Origin of the sequence: Burkholderia aenigmatica, from assembly GCF_902499175.1 — a bacterium.
Taxonomy (GTDB): Bacteria; Pseudomonadota; Gammaproteobacteria; order Burkholderiales; family Burkholderiaceae; genus Burkholderia; species Burkholderia aenigmatica.
Map to the genome: position 1 here is coordinate 1 of NZ_CABVQC010000018.1, position 20,077 is coordinate 20,077.

A 20,077-nucleotide genomic window follows, 5' to 3' on the forward strand; every position below is an offset into this window, starting at 1 on the left:
AGCGCGCGCAGCGCGGCGGCCCGCACGCCGCACGGGCCGGCCAGCACCGCGAGCGGCAGCGGTTCTCCCGCGCGCGGCACCCAGTCCGGCGCGGCGAGCCAGGCCAGCGGTTCGGAAAACAGCAGCGTGCCGTCTTCGCGCGGCGGGTCTTCACCCGGCTCGTGCCGCACGATCACCGCATCGAACCGGCGTTCGTCGTATTGCGCGAGCAGGTTCGTCGACGTGCCGAGATGCATTTCCAGCGACAACCCCGGGTCCTGCCGATGCAGGCTCGTGAGCACGGCCGGCAGGTCGGGCACCGCGACATGCTCGCTGACGCCGAGCGACAGCCGGTGCGTGCCGGCCGAGATCGCGCCGAGCGCGTGGTCGTGCGCGTCGAGCAACGCGCGGGCGGCCGGCAGGAAATTCTCGCCGTCGGCGGCCAGCTTGACGACGCGCGGCGTGCGCGCTAGCAGCGGCTTGCCGAGGTGCGCTTCCAGCCGCTTCAGCTTCAGGCTGACGGCCGACTGCGTGGTGCCGAGCGCATCGGCGGCGCGCGTGAAACTGGCGAGATCGGCGACCAGCACGAACGCGCGGACGGCATCGAGGTCGAGGACTTTCATTTCAGATGTAAATAGATGAAATATTCATCGATGACTGTTCATTATAGTTCGGCGAGCCTAACCTGACGCTGCGTTTCCGTTCTTCAACGTCAACTTCACCGACAGGAGCAGGACCATGCCATTCACCCGTATCGCAGTCCGCGAAGGCAAGCCGGCCGCCTACCGCGCGGCGCTTGTCGACGGCGTGCATCGCGCGCTGATGCACACATTCAACGTGCCCGAGGACGACATCTTCATGGTCGTCACCGAGCATGCGGCCGAGAACTTCGTGTTCGGTCGCCACTACCTCGATATCGAACGCAGCGACGATCTCGTGATGGTCCAGATCACCGCGAACAACACGCGCACGCTCGAGCAGAAGCGGGCGCTGTACCGGGCGATCGCGGACAACCTCGCGCAGCAGCCCGGCGTGCGGCAGCAGGACGTATTCATCAGTCTTGTCGAGGTACTGAAGGAGGACTGGTCGTTCGGCAACGGCCTCGCACAATACGCCGTTTGATCTGCGACAGCGCGACAGGGCCAGATCGTCGCCTGCGAGTTATGGCGACGTGTACTATGGAAGCAGCTTCACGAGTGACGCCGGCGCGATCGATGCGCCGGCGATTCTTCATGTGCAGGAGCTTCCATGTCGCGTGTGCTGGAAATCGTGTTGTCGCTGTCGCTGGAAGGGTGGCCGGTCGAGGCTGGAAGTCGCGCTCGCGGCGCGCAGCGTGATTTCGGCGCCGAACTCGTGCGCGCGTGGCGGATCTGCCCTCAGGTCAGGATGCGCCGCGGCCATGAGCGCGTGACGATCGAGCCGTGCCAGATCGAGGAGGCCGAGCTGAGTCCCGGCGCGAGCTGGTGGACGTGGGTCGAGTCGAATGCGCATGGCAGGCGGGTCGTCGCGTCGCGCACGAAGGCGTTTGCGCCGGGTGTCACGGAGCGTGAACTGTTCGACGCGGAGCACGCGGGCATCGCCGTCTCGATGCCGTTACCCGTGCCCGAGGCGGCCGTCGCGGCCGAGGCCGGCGCAGTGACGGGCGAAGTCGACGGCGCCGCGCCGGATACGACCGGGCGCGCGGAGGAGGCCGGTACCCAGCCGGAATCGTCGGCGCTGCGCCTCGTCAGCGAACGGCGGCGCGGGCGGTGGGCCGACGACAGCGGTGTCGTGGTCGAGATGACGCTCGACGACGTCACGCTGCATCGCGGTAGCGAGCCGCCGCGCCGCTTCGTCGAGCTGCGTCTCACGGCGCCCGACTGGGAAACCCTGCCCGCGCGCACGGCCGCGCTGCATGCGCTGTTTGCCGCGGCGCGCGAACTGAGCGGCGCATGGCCCGCATTCGTGCAACTGACGAGCGTGATCGATCGCGCATGTGCGGCCGAGCCGGCCGCCGGCGGGCCCGTCAAGGCGCGGCTCGTCGATCTGACCGGCGTGCGCACGCAGCGCGCCGCGCTGTTCGCGCTGTCCGGCGACATCACCGCGCAATGGCTCGGCAACGAAGGCGGTGTGCTCGAGCATGACGATCCGGAATTCGTACACCAGATGCGTGTCGCGCTACGCCGCCTGCGCACGCTGATGCGCTTCTTCCCGCTCTTTGCCGACCGCCAGTGGCGCGACACGCTCGGCGTCGACCTGCGCTGGCTTGCGGCGCTGCTCGGCACGGTGCGCGACTGGGACGTGTTCGCGACCGAAAGCCTGCCCGCGCTGATCGCGGCCGACGGCGGCGACGGCGAGTGGAACGGCACGCTCGACGCCGCGCGGGCGCAGTGCGCGGCCGCGCGGGTCGAGTTGCGGCAGGCGCTGCATTCGGCCCGCTACGCGAGGCTGACGCTCGGCTGGCTCGAATGGCTGAGCTCGCTGGCGCTGCCGCCGGCCGAAGCCGGCGACGCACCTTCGCTGCGGCGCCACGCGACGAAGCGTGTGCGGCGGCTGTTCGGTCATCTGTACGCGTCGCCGTCGCTCACGTCGCTCGACACGGCCGCCCGTCATCAGGTGCGGATCGATGCGAAACGGCTGCGCTATGCGCTCGAATTCTTCGCGTCGCTGGCGTCGCGCCGCACCCGCACCGAGACGGTCAAGACGCTCACGCGCGTGCAGAGCGTGCTCGGCGAAGCGAACGACACGATGGTCGCGCTGCATCATCTCGAAAAACTCGCGGCGCCGCCGTACCAGCTCGGATTCGTGCGCGGCTACGGCGCGGCGCTCGAGCAGCGCGCGGCGCGCGATGCCGAGACGCTGCTGGCCAGCCTGCGGCCGCCGAAGCTCGACGGCAAGCCCGGTTGAGCGGCACGCGCTGACTATAATGGCCGCCCGATTCCCGCACCCATCCCGATGACCGACGCACCGCATCCTTCCCCGTCCGCCGAACCGCTCGAACTGGGCGGCGAGCTGTGGCTGCGCGCCGGCGAGCAGACGCTCGGCGGCGCCACGCGCATCGCGCTGCTTGCGGCGATCGGCGATACCGGTTCGATCACGCGCGCGGCGAAGGCCGTCGGCCTCAGCTACAAGGCTGCGTGGGATGCCGTCGACACGATGAACAATCTCGCCGGCGAACCGCTCGTCGCGCGTTCGACGGGCGGCAAGGGCGGCGGCGGTACGACGCTGACGCCGCGCGCGACATCGCTGATCGCCGCGTTTCGCACGATCGAGCGCGAGCACCGCCGTTTCATCGAGGCCGCGAGCGCGGCCGTGGCCGGGTTCGACGTCGACTGGGCGCTGATCGGCCGGATCGGGATGAAGACCAGCGCGCGCAACCAGTTGTTCGGCAAGGTCGCATCGATCGTGCGGGGCACCGTCAACGACGAGGTCACGCTCACGCTGCCCGGAGGACAGCCGATCGTTGCGGTGCTGACGCACGAGAGCGCCGACGCGCTCGGCCTGCAGATTGGCGCGGACGCCTGCGCGCTGGTGAAGGCGTCGTGGGTCGTGCTCGCGGTCGACGATGGCGAGCCCGAACTGAAGGTGTCCGCGCGGAACCAGTTGCGCGGCCGCGTGGAAACCGTCGCGACGGGCGCGGTGAACAGCGAGGTGACGCTCGCGCTCGACGGCGGCGGGACGCTGACGGCCGTCGTGACCAACGACAGCGTCGATGCACTGCAGCTCGATGCGGGCCGGCCGGCGATCGCGCTGTTCAAGGCGTCGAGCGTGATTCTCGCGGTGACGGGCTGACGCAGCAGGCCGGGCGGCGCGCTTCGACGATCGTGTGACGGGCGGGGCGAAGCCGGCATCGCACAGCGCCTGCACGGCACCGGCTTCGTTTCCGCTTTCAGCATATGCCGCTACGCGCGGCTTCTCTCAGGCTCCAACCTGCCTACCACGACCACAGCCTCGCGCGCTCACGCGACGCGCGTCGGCCACTCGGCGTGCGGCGGAGCCGCCTGCACGCGTCCTTCGCTCAACTGCACGACCTGGTCGCCGAACGCGGCGACGTCGTCGGGATCGTGCGAGATCAGCACCATCGGGATATCGAGCCGCGCCTGCAGCTCGGCGAGCTCGTGACGCATGCGCTGGCGCATCGCGCCGTCGAGCGCCGCGAACGGTTCGTCGAGCAGCAGGATCCGCGGCTGCGCGACCAGTGCGCGCGCCAGCGCGACGCGCTGTTTCTGCCCGCCCGACAGTTGCGACGGATACTGCCCCGCGAGCGTTTCGAGATCGAACGCCTGCAGCCAGTACGCGACTTCCGGCGGCATCGTTTTCGCGCGCGGGTTGCGCAGTCCCGACGTGAGCCCGAACGCGATGTTCTGGCGCACGTTCAGATGCGGGAACAGCGCGTAGTCCTGGAACAGGTACGCGACACGGCGTTCGCGGGTCGGCACGTCGATACGGCGCGCGGCGTCGAACAGCGGTTCGCCGTTCAGCACGATCGTGCCTTCGTCGGGGGACAGCAGGCCGGCGATCGCCTGCAGCGTCATGCTTTTGCCCGCGCCGGACGGCCCGAACAGCACGACACGCTGTGTCGTCGCCGTGAACGACATGTCGAGCGAAAAGCGGCGCTCGGCGTTCGCGTAGGTCTTGCGGATGTCGACGACGAGGCTCATGCGGGCCTCCGCCGAAGCCATTCGGCTGCCGAGCGAAGCTGGCGGTACGGACGAGACACGTACTTCATGTCAGTTGACTCCGCCGCGCACGCGACGGCACGAGCCAGCCGGTCGCGAGCAGCACGAGCACGCAGGTGATCGACGTCACCAGCACGAGAAAGTTGGCCGTGCTGTCGTCACCGGCCTGCACGGCCGCGTAGATCGCGACCGACAGCGTCTGCGTGCGGCCGGGCAGGTTGCCCGCGATCATCAGCGTCGCACCGAACTCGCCAAGCGCGCGTGCGAACGCGAGCAGCGCGCCCGCGAGAATGCCGCGCGTGGCGAGCGGCAAAGTCACGCGGAAGAACACCGCCGCTTCGCCGAGCCCGAGCGTGCGTGCCGCGCGTTCGAGGTGCGGATCGACGCCTTCGAACGCGGCGCGCGCCGACTTCAGGATCAGCGGAAACGCGACGACCATCGACGCGATCACCGCGCCTTGCCACGTGAAGACGAGTTCGATGCCGAGCTGGTCGAGCCACGCGCCGAACACGCCGCGCCGGCCGAGCAGCACGAGCAGGTAATAGCCGAGTACCGTCGGCGGCAGCACGAGCGGCAGCGTCAGCACGGAATCGACGACGTCGCGCAGCGGCGAGCGCCAGCGCGCGAGCATGAACGCGGCCGCGACGCCGAGCACGATGTCGAGCGCGGTCGCCCAGCCGGCAACCTTCAACGACAGCAGCAGCGGTACCCAGGCGTCTTGCATCGCGCTACGCTCACTTGCCCGCGGGCTTGAAGCCGAACGTCGACAGCACGGCCTGGCCCTGCGGCGACGCGACGAAGTCGATGAACGACTGCGCCTGCACGGCGTGGCGGCTGTCCTTGACCACGGCGATCGGATAGGTGATGACCGTCTTCGTCGGCACCGTCAGCGCAACCTTCACGCGGCCAGGCATGATCGCGGCGTCGGTACCGAACACGAAGCCTGCGTCGACTTCGCCGCGCGCGACATAGTCGAGGCTCTGGCGCACGTTGGCGGCCAGCACGCCCTTCGCGCTGACGGCATCCCACACGCCGGCCGCGCGCAGTGCGCCTTCCGTGTAGCGGCCGACCGGCACCGACGCCGGGTCGCCGTACGCGATGCGCTTCACGCCGGGTGCCGTCAGGTCGTTCAGCGACGTCGGCGCGGCGGCCTTGCTGTCCGCCGGCACGATCAGCACGAGCGAGTTCGCCGCGAAATCGCGACGCGTGCCGGGCACGATCACCTTTTCGTCGACGGCCCGATCCATCGCCTTCTGGTCGGCCGATGCGAACACGTCGGCCGGCGCGCCCTTCGCGATCTGCTGCATCAGCACGTCCGACGCGCCGAAGTTGAACAGCACCTTGGTATCCGGGTGCTGCTTCTCGTACGCATCGCCGACGGCCTTGAACGCGTTCGTCAGGCTGGCGGCGGCCGACACGACGAGTTCGTCGGCGGCGGAAGCGGGCGCGCTGAACGCGATACCGGCAGCGGCAAGCGTGGCGATCGGCAGCAGGCGAAGCAGGGTGCGGCGAAGCGGGCGGACGGTTGAGCGCATGGCGAGTTCGTTTGTATGGGTGGAAACCGTAATCGTAATATAGGGTGGGTTATAACGCTCGACATACCGCACATGCGACGGTGCGCATGTAATGGTCAGACGTGAAAAGGGGCGAGCGTGACGGCCGGGCGGCCGGTCACGTACGGAGCGTTTGCGGCGACGATTGGGTGCGCTGCAGCGACGACGGCTGCGATGCCGGGCGGTAGTTCGGGTTGGCCTTCCAGCGCGCGCGGACGAACGGGCGCTCGTGGCCCGACAGCTGCAGCGCCACCTTGGTGACCCAGCGATGCGACGGCACCGTGATGCCGTGCAGCGCCACGGTGACGAGCGCGAGGCTCGCGACGACCGCGGGCACCGACCAGCGGTGCGGCACTGCGCGCCACGAACCGGCGATGAACGCGAGCGCGGCGATCGCGCCGACGATACAGCCGGTGATCGATTCGGACGGCGAATGCGCGTCGAGCGCGACGCGCGACACGCCGACCGCGACGCCGGCCGCGAGCCCGAGCGCGATGCCGGCGATCCGCAGCGGCGTGCGCGTGCGGATCAGCGCCAGGAAAATCGCGACCGGATAGACCGACGTCGACAGCATCGCATGGCCGCTGAACCCCGTGAAATCCCACTTGCGGATGCCGATCCCCCAGCCGAGGAACGCGATCTTCGTGAGCGCGACCACGCCGATCGCGGCCGCGAGCACGCCGAGCCACGCGGCCGCGCGCTGCCACGAGTAGCCGAGCGCGAGCCAGACGGCGATCGTGATCGCGAGCGGCAAGGTCAGGCCGGCGCCGCCGAACGCGGTGATCATGATCCACAGGTGAGACGACAGGTCGAACATCGGGAAGGGGACGAACGAAGGCGGGGAAGATGCTTAAATCAACGCGCGAGCCGGAAAGAACGACTACAACGGATACAAGCGGCGAAACCCCAGTATAGCGCCGCGTGCGCATGAGCCCCGTTTTTTGCGCGGCCGGGAACTATCCGCGTGCAGGAAAAATCCCAGAAACAATGTTATGGTGCATTGCACAAAGACGAACGATGCATCCGCTGTGGTGCCCCTATTTTTCCTGACTGCGAGCCCGATCGATGACCAAAAGTCTGACCAAGGTGTGGCTGGGCGGCATGAAACGCATGCTGTCTCCGGCCGCCAAGCGCGCGGCGCGCGATGCGCAGCGCATCACACGCGACGCACTCGAAGCGGCGGCCACTGCCGCCGTATCCGATCTGTCCCCGCCGCGTGAATCGCGCGTGCGGCCGCGCGCGGCCGCATGGGCGGCCGGCGAGTGGACGCGCGGCGAACATCCGATGGCGCCCGCGCTCGGGCGCCTCGTCCAGAATCTCGCGTACGGCCTCTACGTGCCGCCCGGCCGCCGGCGTGGCGCGATGCCGCTCGTCGTGATGCTGCACGGCTGCCAGCAGTCCGTCGACGAATTCGTGCAGGGCACGCGGATGAACCTGCTGGCCGACAAGCACGGCTTCGCGGTGCTGTATCCGGAGCAGTCGCTGCGCGCGCACGCGCACGGCTGCTGGCACTGGTATGAAGACACCGACCGCGCGGGGCGCGGCGAGGCGAACGCGGTCGCCTCGCTTGTCGACGCGCTCGTCGACGAACACGGTTTCGACGCGTCGCGCGTCTATGTCGCGGGGCTGTCGGCCGGCGCGGGCCTTGCGGCGCTGCTTGCACTGCATCATCCGGAGCGTTTTGCGGCGGTGGCGCTGCATTCGGGCCCGGCGCTCGGCGAGGCGAGTTCGGGCATCACGGCGATGGACGTGATGCGGCGCGGCGTGCGGCAGAACCCGGCCGCGGCCGTCGATGCGCTGGTCGATGCCGCCGCTTATCCAGGCATGCCCGCGCTGATCGTCCAGGGCGACGGCGACCATGTCGTCGCACCGAAGAATGCCGATCAACTCACGGTGCAGTTCATGCGCCTGAACGGGCTCGCCGATGCCCGCGGTGCACTGCGCGGCGGCGAGCGGGTCGAGACGCGCGAAGCGGGTGCGCAGATCACCGATGTCTGCCGCGACGGCGAGCCGGTCGTGCGGCTCTGCCATGTGAAAGGGCTCGATCACGCGTGGGCCGGCGGCGATGAAGCCGTGCCGTTTCATGCAGCGGTCGGTCCCGATGCGAGTGCAATGATCTGGGCCTTTTTCGAAGCGAATCGCCGCACTGTGGCGACCGAACGACGCATCGGTTGATCGACGCTGGTCAATGACTAGGGTTTTCCCTATAATTCGGGAAAACCCTAGTCAAAGAACCTTTGGATTGCGAGATCAACCATGTACCTGCTGAGCCACCTCTTCCTGATGCTGACCAAGAACGCTGAAACGGCCTCGAAAGAGCGCGCCGAGGCGTATCTGGCTGATGCGACCGACATCTACGATCTCGAATTCCGTATGCGCAAGATCGACCGCGAAGCGGCGATGAACCGCCCGTATTCGTTCGGTTCGCGCTAAGCAGCGCAGGGCGGGCAATCAGGTCCGCCGCTCCGGCGAGTCACGCAGCAGAAAAGGGCGCGTGCGGCTACATGCCGCACGCGCCCTTTTTGTATTCCTGGTCTCGTATTGCGTCAGACGACCGTCAGGCGAACCGGCACGTTGTTACGCGTCGCGTTCGAATACGGGCACACGTGGTGCGCCTTTTCGACCAGCGCCTGCGCGTCGGCCTTGTCGAAACCCGGCAGCGACACGCGCAGTTCGACGTCGAGCCCGAAGCCGCCCGCGTCGTTCGGGCCGATGCCTACTTCCGCCGTGACCTGCGTGTCGGCCGGCAGTGCCTTCTTGTCCTGGCCGGCGACGAATTTCATCGCGCTCAGGAAACAGGCCGAGTAACCTGCGGCAAACAGTTGCTCCGGATTCGTGCCTTCCGCGCCCGTGCCGCCGAGTTCGCGCGGCGCGGCCAGCTTCACTTCCAGCTTGTTGTCAGCGGATACCGCGCGGCCGTCGCGGCCACCCGTGCTCGTGGCGCTGGTCTTGTACAGAATGTTCATCGTGCAGCTCCTGTCTGGAAAAGGGAGGAAAAGCGGCCCGGTCGAATGGGATGTCGCCGGCCACGAGGAAAATATAGAACACAAATCATTAGCGTGCAAATGAAATTTTGAAGAAAAAGCCCGGCGGTACCGGGCCGGTTCGCGGGGGCTTCGCCTGTCAGCGTTCGTTGGCGGCCGACAGCGCGTCGCGCAACTGCTGGAGATCGGCGCGCAGCCTGATCAGGAACTCGGGGGATTGCTGCATCGCGCAAAAGAGATCGGCGGGTACCGAGCGCGCGCGATCCTTCAGCGCACGGCCTTCCGGCGTCACCCGCACGTTCACGACGCGTTCGTCGGCCGCGCTGCGCACGCGCTCGACGTAACCGAGCGCTTCCAGCCGCTTCAGCAGCGGCGTGACCGTGGCCGGATCGAGGTCCAGTCGCGCGGCGATGTCCTTCACGGCGATGTCGTCGCGCTCCCACAGTACGAGCATCGCGAGATATTGGGGATAGGTCAGCGACAGCTTGTCGAGCAGCGGCTTGTACGCCTTCGTCATCGCGTGCGAAGTCGAGTAGAGCGCGAAGCAGAGTTGCGCGTCGAGCGTCTGGGGCAGCGGGGGCAGGCGGTCCATGATTCGGGAGGCGCGGCGAACGCGCGAACAATTTGTACGCAAATTATTTTGCGCGCAAAAGATCGGGATGAACAGGGGGCAGCCGGCGAGCGGCGGTGGCTGACGGAGGCGGGGGAAGGGGGGCGCCGGGAGGCAACCCGGCGCGGAGAACGGCAGGCCGGCGACGCGCGCCGGCCGGAAAGACTTCAGCGGCCCGACGTGGTCGTCGTCGCGCCCGGCTCCTGTACGCCGAAGCAGCCGCGATAGGTCGCGTAGAACGAGCAGTACAGCATCGTGACGATGATGATCGTCACCGGCATCATGATCGTCAGCGCATAGGCGCCGGCGCCGAGCGCCTGCAGCAGCAGCGACAGCGCGAGCGACGTGCCGAGCGCGACGCCGAACCACAGCACGCCGTACACGACGAATGCGCCGCGATTGCGCCAGCAGCTGACGACGCTGAAGAACAGCGCCTTGGCGGGCGGGACGTCATGCCACGCGACCAGCACCGGCGCAAACCAGAACAGCATCGCGACCGGCAGGTACAGCAGCGTCGCGAAGAACAGCGCGCCGAGCGTGCCTTGCGCGGCGAGCGCCTCCGGCGTCGTGCTGGCTTCGTCCGCCGCGCCCATCATCACGTGGAACAGCGCGCCGCCGTCGACGAACGACGAAGCGGCGAACACGAGCACCATCGACGCGACGTAGATCACGCCGAGCACGAGCAGCCGCTGGGTCGCGACGGTGCCGTACGAGCGGAAGCCGTCGACGAGGATCGTCGGCATCACGGGCTTGCCGGCCACCGTGTCGCGGCACGCGGCCATGAAGCCGACCGCGACGCCGGGAATGAACACCAGCGGCAGCGCGGAGCCGATCACGGGCACCATCGATATCAGCGTGATCGCCAGCAGGTACGTGAAGAACAGCGTGATGAACGCGAGCGGGTTCCGGCGGAACAGCCAGACGCCTTGACGGAACCAGACATAGCCCGTTTTGGCGGGCACTTCGATCAGTTGCATGCGGTTTGGATCTCGGGAAGCGCGGGCGTATGCGCGATACGCTCGCGCAGGATGCGTTCGAAATGGCCGGGGTCGTGCGGCTTGAGCATCTCGGCCGCGCGCGGCAGGTGGAAGTCGTACAGGCGCGACACCCAGAAGCGGTACGCGCCCGCGCGCAGCATGTCGCTCCAGTGGCGGCGCTCCTCGGCCGTGAACGGTCGCACCGTCTGGTACGCGCGCAGCAGCGCGTCGGCGCGCGCGACGTCGAGCACGCCGGTCGCGAGGTCGACGCACCAGTCGTTGACCGTGACCGCGACGTCGAACAGCCACTTGTCACAGCCCGCGAAATAGAAGTCGAAGAAGCCGCCGAGCCGCACGTCGTGGCCGGTGCCGGGCGCCGCGTGCGCGAACAGCACGTTGTCGCGGAACAGGTCGCAATGGCACGGTCCGGCCGGCAGCGCCGCGTAGTCGTCCGACGCGAAGAAGCTGGCCTGGTGCGCGAGTTCGCCTTCCAGCAGCGCGCGCTGCTCATCCGTGATGAACGGCACGATCGCCGGCACGTTCTCCTGCCACCACGGCAGGCTGCGCAGATTCGGCTGGTGGCGCGGATAGTCGCGGCCGGCGAGGTGCAGGCGCGCGAGCATCTGCCCGACTTCGATGCAGTGTTCGACCCCCGGCGCGAGTTCGGCCGAGCCGTCGAGCTTCGTGACGATCGCGGCCGGCTTGCCGTGCAGCATGCCGAACAGCGCGCCGTCGTCGCGCGGGATCGGATCCGGCACCGGCACGCCGTGGCCGGCCAGATGGCGCATCAGGTCGAGGTAGAACGGCAGTTGTTCCGCCGTCAGCTTTTCGAAGATCGTGAGGACGTACTCGCCGCGCGTCGTCGTCAGGAAGAAATTGCTGTTTTCGATACCGGACGGAATGCCGCGGAACGCAAGCACGTCGCCCAGTTCGTAGTGGCGCATCCATTGCGCGAGATCGGAGTCGGAAACAGCAGTGAAAACGGCCATGCGGGATGCGTCAGGTCAGGGTGTCGGCACGCGGGTGGCGTACGTCGCGACAACAGGTGAAGGGGACGTGGCGCGCGGCGTTCGGTGCGGCGCGCCACGGAATCAGTAGCGCAGGTTCAGCGACGGCAGGCGCGTGATCGGGATGCCCGCGTCGTGCGGCTTCGGCGACGTGTCGGGCGTCGAGCTCATCTGGTAGCGCGTGCCGAAGTTCGACTTCACGTCGATCTCGACCGGTTTGCCGCGATCGCGGTACTCGGTGACTTCGGTGCCGTTCTTGCTCTTTTCGTGGAAGCTCGGCGTGCGGCGGATGTCGGCGAAGTCGACTTTCGACGTGACTTCGGCGCCCGGCCGGTTGATTTTGCGGAGATCGGGCAGGCCGGCGGCCTCGTTGGCCTCGGCCCGTGCCTGCGCGTCGGCGTCAGGCGTGCCGCCGGCGGCGTAAGCGGCGCTGGCGGCGGCAAACGCGGCGGCAGCGACGACGAGAATGAGCGGCTTCATGATGAGTCTCCAGTGAACCCATCGATTTTAGCAAATACTGCGCCGCATCCGGCCCTCGCGTGCGTAGGGGCAGCCATAAGGGCGACCGGGTTCCGTGGTAATGTCGTCGGATCAGACGAGGTAATCAAAATGAAGAACGATTTGAGCCGCCGGCACCGAGTGCTGACGCCCGAGAGCCCGTCGGTCGAGGCTTTCGACGATCCGATCGCCGCCGTCGCGCGGCTGTCCGCCATTTACGACACGAACACCGGCTTCCTGCGCGACGCCTTCGCGCGCTATCGCCGCCACGAACCGATTACCGAGCACGTGCGCGCGTGCTACCCGTTCGTGCGGATCCGCACCGACGTCAACACGCATGTCGATTCGCGCCGCTCGTACGGTTTCGTCGCAGGCCCCGGCGTGTTCGAGACGACGGTCACGCGCCCCGATCTCTTCGCGAACTACTATCGCGAGCAACTGCGCCTGCTCGCGAAGAACCACCATGTAAAGATCGAGATCGGCGTGTCGTCGCAGCCGATTCCGATTCATTTTGCGTTTCCGGAAGGCATCCATCTCGAGGGCGAGCTCGACCGCGACCGCCTGCTCGCGATGCGCGACATCTTCGATACGCCCGACCTGTCGTATCTCGACGACCGCATCGTCAACGGCACGTTCGAGCCGGCGCCGGGCGAGCCGCATCCGCTTGCGCTGTTCACCGCCGCGCGCGTCGACTTCTCGCTGCACCGGCTGCGCCACTACACGGCGACGTCGCCCACGCATTTCCAGAACTACGTGCTCTACACGAACTACCAGTTCTACATCGACGAGTTCGTGAAGCTGGGCCGCACGGTGATGACGGAGAGCGACGATCCCGAGGTGCGTGCGTACCGGAGCCAGTACAGCTCGTTCGTCGAGCCGGGCGATGTCGTCACGTACAACGCGAACCTCGGCAGCGAGCCGGCCGAGGGCGCCGCGCCGCCGCGCCTACCGCAGATGCCCGCGTATCACCTGAAGCGCGCGGACGGCAGCGGGATCACGATGGTCAACATCGGTGTCGGCCCGTCGAATGCGAAGACGATCACCGATCACATCGCGGTGCTGCGTCCGCATGCGTGGGTGATGCTCGGTCACTGCGCGGGGCTGCGCAACACGCAGCGTCTGGGCGACTACGTGCTCGCACATGGCTACGTGCGCGAGGATCACGTGCTCGACGCCGACCTGCCGCTGTGGGTGCCGATTCCGGCGCTGGCCGAAGTGCAGCTCGCGCTCGAACGCGGGGTGGCCGACGTCACGCAGCTTGATGGCGTCGAACTGAAGCGCGTGATGCGTACGGGTACGGTCGCGAGCGTCGACAACCGCAACTGGGAGCTGCGCGATCATCGCGAACCGGTGCAGCGCTTGTCGCAGAGCCGCGCGATCGCGCTCGACATGGAAAGCGCGACGATCGCCGCGAACGGTTTCCGCTTCCGTGTGCCGTACGGCACGCTGCTGTGCGTGTCGGACAAGCCGCTGCACGGCGAGCTCAAGTTGCCGGGCATGGCCGACACGTTCTATCGCGGGCAGGTCGACCAGCATCTGCAGATCGGCGTGAAGGCGATGGAGATCCTGCGGACGAACGGGCTCGACAAGCTGCATAGTCGGAAGCTGCGCAGCTTCGCGGAAGTGGCGTTCCAGTAAGTGCTATCACCGGCGGGCCCTGCGGGACGCCGTCGGGGTTTGCATCTTCCGTTTTCTCGCATTGGCCGGCGTGACGGTGCATGCGATTTCGAGGACTGGCAGCGTGCGGTCGCGTACCTGTCATGAGCGACGCGGCTTCGAAACTCCGGCGCTACCGGATCGCCGGCGCCGTGATCACCATTGCACCGGTTCGACTGTCCGGTCGAATGCGGCCTCGAGCAACTCGGTCTCGCAATCGTCGAGTCTCAGGTCGAGTGCCGCGAGCGCGTCGGTCAGGTGATGCGGCTTCGACAACCCGACGATCGGCGCGGTGATGCCTGGCCGTCTCAGCGCCCATGCCAGTGCGATCCGGGCAGGCGCCACCCCGCGCGCCTGCGCCACCTGCCTGACCGCATCGACGGTCGCCGCGACCGCGTCGCGCCCGTCGTACCAGGACACCATTTGCTGGTCGGTTGCGGCCCGCGTCGTCGCCGCATCGCGCGAGCCGGCCAGTAGCCCGCGGCCGAGCGGGGACCACGGCGTGTAGGCCATCCCTTCTTCCATGCAAAGCGGCAGCATGTCGCGCTCGTCGTCGCGGCAGATCAGGCTGTACTGGCTCTGCATCGAGACGAATCCCGCGAGTCCGTGATGCCGCTGAAACGCGAGCATCTTCATGAATTGCCATGCATGCATCGACGACGCGCCGAGGTAGCGGACCTTGCCGCTCCTCACGAGGGTATCGAGCGCATCGAGCGTTTCTTCGATCGGCGTGTCCGGATCGAACCGGTGGATCACGTAGAGATCGACGTAATCCGTCCCGAGGCGCTGCAGCGATGCATCGATGCTGGTGAGCAGATGCTTGCGCGACAGCCCGCGCGCATTCGGCCCGTCGCCGGTTGGAAAGAACGCCTTGGTTGCAATCACCACGTCGTCGCGCGTCGCGAAATCGCGCAGCGCGCGCCCGAGAATGCGCTCGCTCTCGCCGCCCGAATAGATGTCGGCGGTGTCGAAGAAATTCACTCCCGCATCGAGTGCCGAGCGGATGAAAGGACGGGCCGCCTCCTCGGTCGCGACCCAGGGGCGCCATGACGGATCGCCGTAGGTCATGCAGCCCAGGCACAGCTTCGATACCTTCAGCCCGGACCTTCCCAGTCTCACGTATTCCATCGGTTCTTCCTCCGTTCCGGCACCGGTCAGCGCATGCCGCCGATCGTGTAGCCGCCGTCGACCAGGAGCGATTCGCCCGTTACGAAGCGCGCTTCGTCGCTGCAGAGCCAGACGGCCGCGTCGGCCACGTCTTCGGGCGTGCCGATCCGCCGTGCGGGCGTGAATGCGGCGAACGGGCGGAACATGTCGTCGTCGCCGAAACGGCGCGCCATCGGCGTATCGATGATGCCGGGGTTCACGTTGTTGATCCGGATGCCGTGCGGGCCGCCTTCGAGCGCGACCGCGCGCACCAGCGCATCGAGCGCGCCCTTGCTGGCCGAATAGGTCGACGAGCCGGCAAGCGCGCCTTTCGCGAGCCACGACGACGTATTGACGATCGCACCGCCGCCGTGCGCGAGCATTGCTTCCATTTCGTACTTGATCGACAGCCACGTACCCTTGAGATTGGTGGCGATCACCTTGTCGAAGTCGGCCTCGGTCTGTTCCACGATCGGCGCGAACGTGCCTTCCGTACCTGCATTGTTGAATGCCGCGTGCAAGGCGCCGTAGCGTCCGATCGTTGCGTCGACGAGCGCGCGCACGCCATCGGCGGAGGCGATGTCGATGGCTATCGCGAAGGCTTCGCCGCCGCGCTCGGTAATCGCGCGCACGGTTTCGTCGAGCGGCGCCGCGCGCCGCCCGGCCACGACGACTTGGGCGCCTTCACGCGCGAATGCGAGCGCGGCCGCCTGGCCGATGCCGGTGCCGCCGCCGGTGACGAGCGCGACGCGTCCGTCGAGCCGGGGTCGAGTCGTGGCGGAGGAGGGTGACGAGCTTCGTGAATCGGGCATGACGGGAGTGGCTCCATATAAAGGGACGCGAGCTGGCCGACGGGCCGGCGCATGGTCGAAGTGCTTAGTCCTGGCGGTCGGGCACCGTCAGGGGCGTGCCGGGCGTGCCGGCGTAGAACACGATAAGTTCGGCGCGCTCGTCGCCCGTTTCGCCGCGATGGGCGCCGTCGACCATTTCCGGCACCACGTCGCCGGGGCCGAGCGCCAGCCGCTTGCCGTCGCTGCGGCGCACGGCGGTCAAGTGGCCCGACAGCACGTAGCCGATGTTGATCGACGGATGCGTATGCCACGGCAATACCGCGTGCGGTGGAATCGTGTAGCGTACGACCGTGATCTCCGGTTGTCCTGACGGATAGGCGCGATACCGCGAGCCGTCCCATGCATGCGTGGTTTGCAGCAGCACCGTCTCGGCTACGCGGTTGCCCGCGTCCGTTTCCTGTGCGGTCACGCGCGGCGAACCAGCGACGATCAATGCGGCCGCGACGACGGTTCGCGAGACGGCTGAAAATGAATGGGTGTTCATGGTGGCGGGCCGTCTGGCCCGGGGGGATCGAAGACAGCACCATTGTGCGAAGCAGGGTGCCGTGCGAATAGCACCCGACCGGTTGAAACCGATTCAACCGGTTGGACAGGCGTTGCGATGCCATGGACGATTGCCCGGGCGTTCCGGGCTTGACGGGAGCTGCGAATGGATCGGTTGAAGGCGCTGACGGTATTCGTCCGTATCGCGGCCGCGGGCGGAATCAGTGCGGGTGCCCGCGAGCTGGGCATGACGCCGCAAGCGGCCAGCAAGCAGGTCGCTGCGCTCGAAGCGCTGCTGAACGTGCGGCTGCTTCAGCGCTCGACGCGCGGAATCGTGCTGACGCTCGAGGGCGAACGCCTGCTTGCACAGTGCCGCGGTGCTGTCGGGGAACTGGAGAGCGCGCTGCGCATGCTCGACGACGATCAGGCGCACGCGACCGGCACGATCCGTGTTGCGGCGCCGTATTCGCTGGCCCGGCGCTTTCTCGCGCCGCTGCTCGGCGAATTCTGCGACCGTCAGCCGGGCGTCACGGCCGAACTGATCGTCAGCGACGACATGGCCGACATCGTCGAACAGCGGATCGACATCGCCGTGCGGACCGGCAATCTGCCCGATAGCGGGCTCGTTGCACGGCGCATCGCCGATCTGCAATTGATCGTCTGCGCGGCGCCCGCGTATCTGCGTCGCCACGGCGCGCCGCGGACGATCGATGCGCTGCGCGATCATCGTTGCACCGCGTTCCTGTATCCACGCACGGGCAAGCCGTTTCCGTGGGAATTCCTGGTCGACGGCCGTGTCGATGCACGACAGATCGACCCGTTCATCGCGACCAACGACATCGATGCGGAACTCGACACGGTGCTGAGCGGTGCCGCGATCGGCCAGTTCTTCGGCTATTCGGTCAGCGCGCACATTCGCGAGGGGCGTCTCGTGCCGTTGCTGACCCGGCACATGACCTGCCGTTACGGCCTGCACCTGTGCATGCCGCAGCGCATGCACCTGCCGCGGAGGAGCCGCTTGCTGATGGATTTCCTCGCTGACCGGCTTGGCGCGCATCCGGATCTGGCACCGCTTTCGTTTGCGGACGCGCCGGCATGACGCGCGCCTGATCGCGGACGCGCCTCCGGGCGGCTGCGTGTCGTTGCGCCGCGCTCGCGCTTGTTCACGCGTCCCGGCAGGCAATGGCAGCCGTCATGACCACGATCGGCGCGTTCGTCGGGCCGTGCGACGTCACCACGTACAACGCGCACCCCGGCGGCCGGCCGGGCAAGGGCGCCGCGCGGTTGTACGCGCCGCAGATGCCCGCATTGCCTGACGCCGGGTTCGGGCGCCGGGAGGCGGCACGCGCTCGCCGAGCATCAGTCCGCGGGCTCGGCGCTGCGAGCGTGCGACAGGTCTTGATGCGTCTCGCGCATCGCGGCGAGCGCGGCTTCGAGCATCGCGATCGCATCCATGCGCCGCTTGTTCGCCAGCCGCTGTTCCCCGAGTTCCCGCAGCGGCGCGCCGCCGAAGTAGGCCATGATGTCCGGCAGGCGGCGTACGACGCCGCGGCTGCCCCAGCAGCCGTCGTCGATTTCGGACGGAAACACCCACACGCGTGCCGCAATGGCGTCGACCGGCACGCCTTCCGCACGAGCCACAGCGGCAGTCACGTCTGCAATCAACGCGGCACGCGCGGCGTCCGTGTACTGTCCTTCCGGCACGGTCGGCACGATCCGGTAAATGGGTGCTGGCGCGACAGCCCCGGCGCGATACACGGCCGCGGGCCGATGGACGAAGATCCATGTCACGTCGCGCACGCGCGGATTGTCGGGATCGAGTCCCTCGTGGCGGATCAGCGTGTCCGTCAGTTCTTCCATCAGTTGTGCTTCGGCATGCGGTGCGAGCGCACCTTCGGGAATGTATACGTCGATCATCGGCATGAGGGTGTCCTGATTCGGTGGAGAGGTCGCTCCGAGGCGGGGCGACGTGAACCCAGTGTACGAACCTCATGCTGACGCGCAGAGTGGCGAAACTGCCATTCGACGATGCCATTTCCGACATCGCATCCGATGCCTGTTGCGCGCGGTCAGGGCGTGAAGCGACGGCGATATTCGCCGGGGGAGATGCCGGTCTCGCGCTTGAACAATTGCCGAAAGCCGCTGATGTCCGCGTAGCCGACGCGCTCGCAAACCGTGTCGATCGCGAGCTTCGTTTCCGCGAGCAGCCGCTTCGCGACTTCGATCCTGAGCGTCTGCAGATACTTGAGCGGCGGCGCACCCACGGCGTCCCTGAAGCGGCGATGAAGCGTGCGTTCGCTCATCGCGACGTGATCGCTCAGACGGGCGAGGCTGAAGGGTTCCCGCAGGTGCTTTTCCATCCAGCGTTGGGCGCGCGCGATGGTTGCATCGTCGTGCTCGCGATGACCCATGCTGTCGAGGTCGATGAACGAATCCTGCGAGACGCGGTTCATGTCGATCAGCATGAGCCTGGCGACCGACGCGGCAAGGCGCGGATTCGCCAGTTTGTCGATGACTCGCAGCGCGAGATTCTGGTACGAGGTGACGGCGCCGCCGCACAGTATGCCGTCCTGCTCGGTCAGGATGTCCGACGCACGCAGCGCCACGTCCGGATAGCGGGCGCGGAAGCTCGATGCTTTCGACCAGTGCGTCGTGGCAAGGCGGCCGTCGAGCAAGCCGGCCTCCGCGAGCAGGAATGTGCCGGTGCAGTACGTCGCGATCAGCGTGCCGCGCGCGTGTTGCCGGCGCAGCGCGTCGAACAGTGGCGCGAGTGAGGCGGGCCCATCGAGCAGCCGCTCGAGATCCGCGACGAACGGGCTGGTCAGCCAGATCGCGTCGGCAGGACTGCCGCCGTCGATCGCGCCATCGACCGGGATGATCTGGCCGGAGGTCCCGCGCACCGGCCGTCCGTCGATCGATTCGACGCGCCAGCGAAACGGTGCGCGCGTGCGGCCCTGCGATGTCGTCGCTGCGAGATGGTTGGCCGCCGTGAACATGTCGGTCGGCGCGGCGACGCCGGATGCAAGGGCCTGGTCGATAACCCAGATTCGAATGAGCGGCATGAGTGGCGGAATTGGCCTCGGACACCGGCGATACTACCACCCGGTGCCCAGCGATTCCGCCGGTCGTCAGGCCGTCGATTCATGCGGCCGGCGCTCGACAATCAAAAGGCCGCCCGGCGCCGAAGCGCACGGGCGGCCTTGCGTGCGTCGAGCAGTCGCGCTGGGTGCTCAGCACTCACCCTTCTTCGCGTGTCCCGGCGGGCAGTGATAGCCGCGATCGTCGTGACCGTGATGACGCTGGTGGTCGTCCCACTCGCGACGTTCCCAGTAGCGGTGGCCGTCCCAGTAGCGGTCGCCATGCCAGCCGACGATCACGGCGGGCGCCGGGGCGACCACGACGGGCGCAGGCGCGACGATGACCGGTGCGGGTGTGCCGATGTTGACGTCGACGTTGACGGCGTGGGCGAGGCCGGACAGCGAAAGGCCGAGGCCGGCGAAGGCAAGGGCGATCAGCGAGCGTTGCATGTTTTTTTCCGTGATGTCGTTGTAAGAGGCCGGCGCGACGCGATGGAAGCGAGGGGGACCGTTCCACCGGGGGGAACGCCGCACCGACACATGCAGTGTGCTGGCGCGCGACGGAAAAGGCGAGGCGGGTTTGTTACGGCGGATTGGC

23 protein-coding genes are annotated in these 20,077 nt (G+C 67.6%); 7 read left to right on the plus strand and 16 right to left on the minus strand.

The window, feature by feature from the left end:
• The coding region (locus BDO18943_RS14830; protein ID WP_174945197.1) for a LysR family transcriptional regulator at positions 1-602 on the minus strand (602 nt) is incomplete at its 3' end.
• Positions 603-717: 115 nt separating this feature from the next.
• Here BDO18943_RS14830 and BDO18943_RS14835 point away from each other — a divergent pair.
• The 3 genes from BDO18943_RS14835 (at position 718) to BDO18943_RS14845 (ending at position 3,750) form a co-directional block, all read left to right on the plus strand.
• On the plus strand, positions 718-1,101 hold the full coding sequence (locus tag BDO18943_RS14835; protein ID WP_043177833.1) for a tautomerase family protein: 384 nt from the start codon (positions 718-720) through the stop codon (positions 1,099-1,101).
• Between the two features lie 126 nt (positions 1,102-1,227).
• Positions 1,228-2,865 carry a CHAD domain-containing protein gene (locus BDO18943_RS14840; RefSeq protein WP_175022953.1) on the plus strand — a complete coding sequence of 546 codons (1,638 nt, stop codon included), beginning with the start codon at positions 1,228-1,230 and terminating at the stop codon, positions 2,863-2,865.
• A 48-nt stretch (positions 2,866-2,913) separates the two neighbouring features.
• The gene (locus BDO18943_RS14845; RefSeq protein ID WP_175022955.1) at positions 2,914-3,750 is read left to right on the plus strand and encodes a TOBE domain-containing protein; all 837 of its coding nucleotides are present in this window, start codon (positions 2,914-2,916) and stop codon (positions 3,748-3,750) included.
• 167 nt (positions 3,751-3,917) lie between these two features.
• Here BDO18943_RS14845 and BDO18943_RS14850 read toward each other — a convergent pair whose 3' ends face one another.
• The 4 genes from BDO18943_RS14850 to BDO18943_RS14865 form a co-directional block, all read right to left on the minus strand.
• Positions 3,918-4,619 (minus strand): sulfate/molybdate ABC transporter ATP-binding protein, encoded by a 702-nt coding sequence (locus BDO18943_RS14850; RefSeq protein ID WP_175022957.1) that lies wholly within the window; start codon positions 4,617-4,619, stop codon positions 3,918-3,920.
• Positions 4,620-4,683: 64 nt separating this feature from the next.
• On the minus strand, positions 4,684-5,361 hold the full coding sequence (gene modB / locus BDO18943_RS14855; protein WP_043177823.1) for a molybdate ABC transporter permease subunit: 678 nt from the start codon (positions 5,359-5,361) through the stop codon (positions 4,684-4,686).
• Between the two features lie 10 nt (positions 5,362-5,371).
• Positions 5,372-6,172, minus strand: coding sequence for a molybdate ABC transporter substrate-binding protein (gene modA / locus BDO18943_RS14860; protein WP_175022959.1), 801 nt, complete (start codon positions 6,170-6,172; stop codon positions 5,372-5,374).
• 136 nt (positions 6,173-6,308) lie between these two features.
• Positions 6,309-7,007, minus strand: coding sequence for a phosphatase PAP2 family protein (locus BDO18943_RS14865; RefSeq protein WP_089453426.1), 699 nt, complete (start codon positions 7,005-7,007; stop codon positions 6,309-6,311).
• Between the two features lie 248 nt (positions 7,008-7,255).
• Here BDO18943_RS14865 and BDO18943_RS14870 point away from each other — a divergent pair, with 248 nt between their 5' ends.
• The gene (locus tag BDO18943_RS14870) at positions 7,256-8,365 is read left to right on the plus strand and encodes an extracellular catalytic domain type 1 short-chain-length polyhydroxyalkanoate depolymerase (protein WP_175022961.1); all 1,110 of its coding nucleotides are present in this window, start codon (positions 7,256-7,258) and stop codon (positions 8,363-8,365) included.
• Between the two features lie 81 nt (positions 8,366-8,446).
• Positions 8,447-8,623 carry a DUF3563 family protein gene (locus BDO18943_RS14875; protein ID WP_080741415.1) on the plus strand — a complete coding sequence of 59 codons (177 nt, stop codon included), beginning with the start codon at positions 8,447-8,449 and terminating at the stop codon, positions 8,621-8,623.
• 113 nt (positions 8,624-8,736) lie between these two features.
• Here BDO18943_RS14875 and BDO18943_RS14880 read toward each other — a convergent pair whose 3' ends face one another.
• From BDO18943_RS14880 to BDO18943_RS14900, 5 genes are all read right to left on the minus strand, one after another.
• Complete coding sequence (locus tag BDO18943_RS14880; protein ID WP_011355825.1) at positions 8,737-9,156, minus strand: organic hydroperoxide resistance protein; 420 nt, start codon at positions 9,154-9,156, stop codon at positions 8,737-8,739.
• 157 nt (positions 9,157-9,313) lie between these two features.
• The gene (locus tag BDO18943_RS14885; protein ID WP_089453424.1) at positions 9,314-9,766 is read right to left on the minus strand and encodes a MarR family winged helix-turn-helix transcriptional regulator; all 453 of its coding nucleotides are present in this window, start codon (positions 9,764-9,766) and stop codon (positions 9,314-9,316) included.
• Between the two features lie 185 nt (positions 9,767-9,951).
• On the minus strand, positions 9,952-10,761 hold the full coding sequence (locus BDO18943_RS14890; protein ID WP_122949154.1) for a BPSS1780 family membrane protein: 810 nt from the start codon (positions 10,759-10,761) through the stop codon (positions 9,952-9,954).
• Positions 10,752-11,750 carry a homoserine kinase gene (locus BDO18943_RS14895; RefSeq protein WP_089453423.1) on the minus strand — a complete coding sequence of 333 codons (999 nt, stop codon included), beginning with the start codon at positions 11,748-11,750 and terminating at the stop codon, positions 10,752-10,754. The genes BDO18943_RS14890 and BDO18943_RS14895 overlap by 10 nt, the downstream gene beginning before the upstream one ends.
• 102 nt (positions 11,751-11,852) lie before the next feature.
• Positions 11,853-12,248 (minus strand): hypothetical protein, encoded by a 396-nt coding sequence (locus BDO18943_RS14900; protein WP_021160838.1) that lies wholly within the window; start codon positions 12,246-12,248, stop codon positions 11,853-11,855.
• A gap of 129 nt (positions 12,249-12,377) precedes the next feature.
• Between BDO18943_RS14900 and BDO18943_RS14905 the strand changes: the two genes are divergently transcribed.
• The gene (locus BDO18943_RS14905; protein WP_060309694.1) at positions 12,378-13,904 is read left to right on the plus strand and encodes an AMP nucleosidase; all 1,527 of its coding nucleotides are present in this window, start codon (positions 12,378-12,380) and stop codon (positions 13,902-13,904) included.
• A gap of 174 nt (positions 13,905-14,078) precedes the next feature.
• On the opposite strand, the gene BDO18943_RS14910 is transcribed toward BDO18943_RS14905, so the two are convergent.
• From BDO18943_RS14910 to BDO18943_RS14920, 3 genes are all read right to left on the minus strand, one after another.
• A complete protein-coding gene (locus tag BDO18943_RS14910) occupies positions 14,079-15,050 on the minus strand; it encodes an aldo/keto reductase (RefSeq protein WP_175022963.1) in 972 nt (323 codons plus the stop codon).
• 26 nt (positions 15,051-15,076) lie between these two features.
• Entirely contained in the window at positions 15,077-15,880 is an 804-nt protein-coding gene (locus BDO18943_RS14915) for an SDR family NAD(P)-dependent oxidoreductase (protein WP_175022965.1), read from the minus strand.
• A gap of 64 nt (positions 15,881-15,944) precedes the next feature.
• On the minus strand, positions 15,945-16,403 hold the full coding sequence (locus BDO18943_RS14920; protein ID WP_175022968.1) for a cupin domain-containing protein: 459 nt from the start codon (positions 16,401-16,403) through the stop codon (positions 15,945-15,947).
• Between the two features lie 165 nt (positions 16,404-16,568).
• Here BDO18943_RS14920 and BDO18943_RS14925 point away from each other — a divergent pair, with 165 nt between their 5' ends.
• A complete protein-coding gene (locus tag BDO18943_RS14925) occupies positions 16,569-17,501 on the plus strand; it encodes a LysR family transcriptional regulator (protein ID WP_175022970.1) in 933 nt (310 codons plus the stop codon).
• A 260-nt stretch (positions 17,502-17,761) separates the two neighbouring features.
• Here the strand turns inward: BDO18943_RS14925 and BDO18943_RS14930 are convergent, their stop codons facing one another.
• From BDO18943_RS14930 to BDO18943_RS14940, 3 genes are all read right to left on the minus strand, one after another.
• Positions 17,762-18,325, minus strand: a complete 564-nt coding sequence (locus BDO18943_RS14930) for a tautomerase family protein (RefSeq protein WP_175022972.1) — start codon at positions 18,323-18,325, stop codon at positions 17,762-17,764.
• A gap of 146 nt (positions 18,326-18,471) precedes the next feature.
• Positions 18,472-19,464, minus strand: a complete 993-nt coding sequence (locus BDO18943_RS14935) for a GlxA family transcriptional regulator (RefSeq protein WP_175022975.1) — start codon at positions 19,462-19,464, stop codon at positions 18,472-18,474.
• Positions 19,465-19,632: 168 nt separating this feature from the next.
• Positions 19,633-19,929 (minus strand): hypothetical protein, encoded by a 297-nt coding sequence (locus BDO18943_RS14940; RefSeq protein WP_175022978.1) that lies wholly within the window; start codon positions 19,927-19,929, stop codon positions 19,633-19,635.
• Between the last annotated feature and the right edge of the window lie 148 nt (positions 19,930-20,077).